General features: G+C 70.0%; 5 protein-coding genes. 4 read left to right on the top strand and 1 reads right to left on the bottom strand.

Going from position 1 to position 5,023, the window contains the following annotated elements; genetic code table 11:
• The first annotated feature begins 195 nt into the window (after positions 1 to 195).
• Both D7X74_RS39575 and D7X74_RS39570 read left to right on the top strand, forming a co-directional pair.
• Positions 196 to 1,257, top strand: coding sequence for an asparaginase (locus tag D7X74_RS39575; protein ID WP_120538116.1), 1,062 nt, complete (start codon positions 196 to 198; stop codon positions 1,255 to 1,257).
• Positions 1,258 to 1,328: 71 nt separating this feature from the next.
• Entirely contained in the window at positions 1,329 to 2,240 is a 912-nt protein-coding gene (locus D7X74_RS39570; protein ID WP_120538115.1) for a GGDEF domain-containing protein, read from the top strand.
• Positions 2,241 to 2,348: 108 nt separating this feature from the next.
• On the opposite strand, the gene D7X74_RS39565 is transcribed toward D7X74_RS39570, so the two are convergent.
• On the bottom strand, positions 2,349 to 3,962 hold the full coding sequence (locus tag D7X74_RS39565) for a HEAT repeat domain-containing protein (RefSeq protein ID WP_233602450.1): 1,614 nt from the start codon (positions 3,960 to 3,962) through the stop codon (positions 2,349 to 2,351).
• A gap of 115 nt (positions 3,963 to 4,077) precedes the next feature.
• Between D7X74_RS39565 and rpsU the strand changes: the two genes are divergently transcribed.
• Together rpsU and D7X74_RS39555 are read left to right on the top strand one after the other, a co-directional pair.
• Positions 4,078 to 4,272 carry a 30S ribosomal protein S21 gene (gene rpsU / locus D7X74_RS39560; RefSeq protein ID WP_014395136.1) on the top strand — a complete coding sequence of 65 codons (195 nt, stop codon included), beginning with the start codon at positions 4,078 to 4,080 and terminating at the stop codon, positions 4,270 to 4,272.
• Between the two features lie 112 nt (positions 4,273 to 4,384).
• Positions 4,385 to 4,843, top strand: a complete 459-nt coding sequence (locus tag D7X74_RS39555) for a GatB/YqeY domain-containing protein (RefSeq protein ID WP_120538114.1) — start codon at positions 4,385 to 4,387, stop codon at positions 4,841 to 4,843.
• Positions 4,844 to 5,023: the final 180 nt, after the last annotated feature.

The following is a 5,023-nucleotide window of genomic DNA, read 5'->3' as shown; positions in this document are numbered from 1 at the left end:
CTGAGATCCCGGCCGCCTTGGGGGCGGGGGCGGCCGGGATCTCAGCGCTCTTGGTACAGCCGGCGCCCAACAGGGTCACCGCGGCCAGCACGGGAGCAACACGCTTCCAACAGAGGAGGAGCACGGCCGCGGGTCTTAGCCACGCGCGCAGGGCTTGTAAAGCAAGGCGGCCTTTGGCAGGGAGGCCTCCCAACCATGCCCAGAGTCCTGCTGCTGCACACCGGAGGCACGCTCGGAATGGCCGGCGGCCGCCCCTCCGCCCTGCGTCCGGCGGCCTTCTTCAAGACCCTCCGCCAGCGCGTCCCGGAGCTGTTCCAGCTCGCGGACATCGAGCTGGAGCTGTTCTCCAACCTCGACAGCTCCGAGATGCAACCCGAGCTGTGGACGCGGATGGCCGCCCACCTCCACCGTCGGCTACCCGACTTCGACGGGGCGGTGGTGACCCATGGCACGGATACGCTCGCCTATACGGCCAGTGCGCTGTCCTTCATGTTGCGCAACCCGCCCTGCCCCGTGGTGCTGACGGGTTCACAGCGACCGCTGGGGGAGATCCGCTCGGATGCGCGGCTCAACCTCATTGACGCGGTGCTCTCCGCCATCCAGGGGCCGCGCGAGGTCACCATCTGCTTCGATTCGCACCTGTACCGGGGCAACCGCACGCGCAAGGTGAAGGTGGCCGAGTACGACGCCTTCGAGAGCCCCAACTTCCCCGTGCTGGGCACCCTGGGCGTGGACGCCACCTTCGAGGAGGGCTTGAAGGCCAGAGGCCCCTTCCGGCTGCACGCCGACCTGGATCCGCGCGTCTTCGTCCTGAAGGTGTACCCGGGGTTGGATCCCGCCCTGCCCCTCCAGCTGTTGCCCCACGTGAAGGGGCTGGTGCTCGAGGCCTATGGGGCGGGCAACGTGCCAATCGCTCCGGAGCTGGGACGCTCCTTCCAGCCGCTCTTCGTGGAGGCCCGGGAGCGGGGCATCCCGGTGCTGGTGGTAAGCCAGGCCTACCGCAACGGGGTGGACCTCACGCTCTATGAGTCCGGGGCCATGGCCCTGGAGCAGGGCGCGGTGGGCGGTGCGGACATGACCCCGTCCGCGGCGCTGGTGAAGCTGATGCAGGGGCTGGCCGAGCACCCCCGGGGGGGCGAGCCCCTGGCGCGATTCCTGCGGACGCCGGTGGCCGGGGAGCTGTCCGTCGGGCGTCCGACAGTCCCCAGGCCCGTCAAGAAGCGGCGCCGGCCGGCCCGGGTGGGGCGGGTCGGCTGACACCGGGTGCGTGAAAGGAGCGTGGGTGTGCTTGCCGCCGTGAAAAGGCGGCCCGTAAGATGGGAGGTGCGATGTCCGAGGAGAAAACTTCCGTCCATTCCATTTCGGACCTGCTGGGCAGTGCCCAGCAGCAGAGCGCGTACCTGATCGTCATCAGCGCGAAGTCCGCCGCCGGCATCGGGCGGATGTTCAAGCTGGACCGCTCGGAAGTGGTGCTGGGCCGAAGCTCCGAGGCCCAGTTCCAGGTGGAGGACGACGGCATCTCCCGGAAGCACGCCAAGGTGGTGGCCATTGGAGATGGCCGCTTCCAGCTGGTGGACCTGGGCAGCACCAACGGCACGTACCTGAACGGGCTGAAGGTGAGCGCGGCGCCGCTGTACGACGGCGACAAGATCCAGATCGGCTCCAACACGGTGCTGAAGTTCAGCATCCAGGACGCGCTGGAGGAGCAGTACCAGCGCAGCATCTACGAGTCCGCCACGCGCGACGGCCTCACCCGCGTCTACAACAAGAAGTACTTCATGGAGACGGTGCGCAAGGAGTTCGCGTACTGCCTGCGCCACCGCGTGCCGCTGTCGCTGGTGCTGTTCGACGTGGACCACTTCAAGCGCATCAACGACGTGTACGGCCACCCGGCCGGAGACTTCGTGCTGACGCGCATCGCGCAGCGGGTGGCGGACACGGTGCGCACCGAGGACCTGCTCGCGCGCTACGGCGGCGAGGAGTTCGCGCTGATGCTGCGCGAGTCCGCCGAGGACGCGGCCCTGGCGTGCGCGGAGCGCTGCCGCGTGGCGGTGGACCGCGCCGACTTCATCTTCAGCGGCACGCCCATCAAGGTGACCATCAGCCTGGGTGTGGCGACGCTGCTGGACTCGGACTTCTCCCAGCCGGAGGACCTCATCTCCGCCGCGGACAAGTACCTCTACCGGGCCAAGCACGCGGGCCGGAACCGCGTGGACGCCAAGGCCGTCAGCGGCGCGTGAGCGGAAGCCACGCCGGGGCCCGGAGCAGCGGGCCTCCCTTGCGTCCGGTGACATACCTGCGTGAGTCCACAGGCGCGGCCCGAGCTTCGCGTCGGAGCCCGCCCGGCGTCAGCGACCGAAGCCCAGCCTTCGCAGCCCGTCCTGCGACACGTGCTTCACATGCGAGTCCGCGTCGCGGGCCGCCGCTTCGCTCAACGCCGCCACCGCCTGCGGCCCTCCCAGCACCGTGAGCGTCCGCGCCGCGGCGACGCGCACGTCCGCCACCGGATCCGTGAGCAGCCGCTCGGCGAGCACCCGCACGTGCGGAGCGCGGCCCACGAACTCCAGCGCGCGCGCCGCCGCCGCCCGCACCATGGGATGATCCGACCCCAGCAGCCCGGCGGCATCATCCCCACGCGATGGCTGCCGGTACGTGGCCAGCACGTCCAGCGCGGCGGCCACCACCTCCGGCTCCCCGTCCTCCAGCGCCGTCGCCGCCAGCTCCAACGCCTCCGGGTTCCGGGGAAGTGCCCCCAGCGCGCGCACCGCCCCCGCACGCACCGGGGCAACCTTGGAGGATGCGTAGGGGGTCAGACGGCGCATGGGGCTCCCGCCCTCCGTGCAGTCCCCCATCACCGCCACCGCCTCGCCTTGAATCTCCGGCGTCCGCGCGTTGCGCCCTTCCGCCACCTCCCGGAGGAAGGCCGCGCACCCCTTCTCATGGGCCATCGCTTCCAGCCACGGCCGGGCGGTCTCCGCCGTCTCGGCCGCCTTCACCCCCTGGAGCGCGACGTCGCGCAGGGGCTTTCCACCGGCTTCCGCCAGTCCCCGCGCCGCATGCTCGCGCACGCGGGCATCCCCGTCGCCCAGCGCTCCCTCCAGCTCGCGGCTTGCCAGGGGACCGTAGCGGCGCAGGCCCGCGGCCGCCGTGCGCCGGCGCTGCGCATCCCCCGACGCCAGCTCCGGCCGAAGCGCGTCGATTTCACGCGAGTACACGGCGAAGAGCCGGTTGACGGCGGCCTCGTCCGGGGGCTTCGCCTCCATGAGCAGCAGCCGGCCCACCGACACACGCTGCCGCTCGGCGACGACGGACAGGAGCGAGGCCATGACTTCATCGCCCGCCACGGGTCGCGACGCCACCGCGTCCAGCACCACCCGCGTCGCCGACCGCCCCTGGAACGTGGCCAGGTGCAGGAGCGCGGGCATCCGCACGGAGGGCTCCTGCGCGAACATCTCCAGGAAGAGCGCCTGCCGGATGCCCTCCTTGCGCTTCCACACCCGCGCGGCGGCGGACGGCCCCCGGGCTCCAGCGTCCTGAAGGAAGTCCGCCGTGGACTTCCCGGCGTCGGCTGCGGCGCGAACCGCGGTGAGGCACGGCCCCAGGTCCGCCTCCGAGGGGGCGTCCATGATCCAGTCCGCCAGCGCCCGCCGGTCCGTGAGCCCCCGGCTCCGGGCCCCCGCGCGCACCGCCGCCCAGCGCACCCGCCAACTGGGGTCCTTGAGCGCGGACGTCAGGGCGACCTGCGCCTCTGCTCCGCCAGCCCCCAGGGCAGGCACCCAGCTGTCCACCCGCCCACCGGTGACGCAGAGGGGGCAGGTCCGGGCCCGCAGGGAGGGGTCGGTGACGTGGCGACGACAGGAGGACCAGCACTCGGAAGCCACCGTCCCGGCCCGGGAGGGACTGGCCGCCAGCAGGAGCACCAGGAGAAGGAGGCAACGCACGCGGCGGGCAGTGTAGCGCACCCGGCCCCCATCCTTTCCGTGCGGGTCTCCTTGCCTTTTGCGCCCTGCTGCGCCATACCCCCGGCCCTTTGAAAATTTTCAGATCGCATCCAGCTAGGCGGAAGGAGGTGACTGCATGCCCGGTATTCGAGTGAAGGAAGGTGAATCCATCGAGAGCGCCCTCAAGCGCTTCAAGAAGGCCACCGAGAAGGCCGGAATCCTTTCCGAGATCCGCAAGCGCGAGCACTACGAGAAGCCTTCCGTGAAGCGGAAGAAGAAGGCCCTCGCCGCCAAGAAGCGCGCTGTGAAGAAGGCCCGCAAGTCGTACTAGCAGGCCCGCAGTAGAGGAGCCGGGGCGCCCCTGAGATGTCAGGTGCCCTGGCTCTTGCCGTCCCATCCCCTTGGCTTGGCGAACCCCTTCGCCGCCTGTGAGGAATCCCGACATGGCCACCCTGAAAGAGCGCATCGACGCGGACCTGAAGGACGCGATGCGGTCCAAGAACGAGCTGACCCTGAGCGTGCTGCGGATGCTCAAGAGCGCCGTGAAGTACAAGGAAGTCGAGCCGGGTGCCTCCGCCCTGGACGACGACGCCGTGCAGAAGGTCATCAACACCCTCATCAAGCAGCGCCGCGAATCCGTCGACCAGTTCAAGTCCGGAGGCCGCCCCGAGCTTGCCGAGAAGGAAGAGCAGGAGATCGCCGTCCTGCAGAAGTACCTGCCCCAGCAGCTGTCCGCCGAGGAGCTCTCCGCCCTCGTCACGGCCGCCATCTCCGAGTCCGGAGCCCAGGGCCCCAAGGACATGGGCGCGGTCATGAAGAACGTGAACCCGAAGATCCAGGGTCGCGCGGAAGGCCGGGCCGTCTCCGACGAAGTAAAGGCCCAGCTGTCCAAGCTGTCCTGAACCACGGCCGCACCCCGGGAGCGGGCGCCGGAGGATTTCCTCCAGGCGCCCTCCCAATCCACCGGGCTCTTGAGCGGATTTTTTGATCCCTCGCCCGCTCGCCGCTAACTGCTGATCCTCGAAGAGGTCGTCCGCTTCCTGTCTCTTATACCCATCTGACGCTGCCGACGAGCGCATAAC

Source organism: Corallococcus sp. CA047B (assembly GCF_003612065.1).
Lineage (GTDB): Bacteria > Myxococcota > Myxococcia > Myxococcales > Myxococcaceae > Corallococcus > Corallococcus praedator.
Note: the sequence above shows the minus strand (reverse complement) of the source record. Positions and strands in the feature narration are given on the sequence as shown.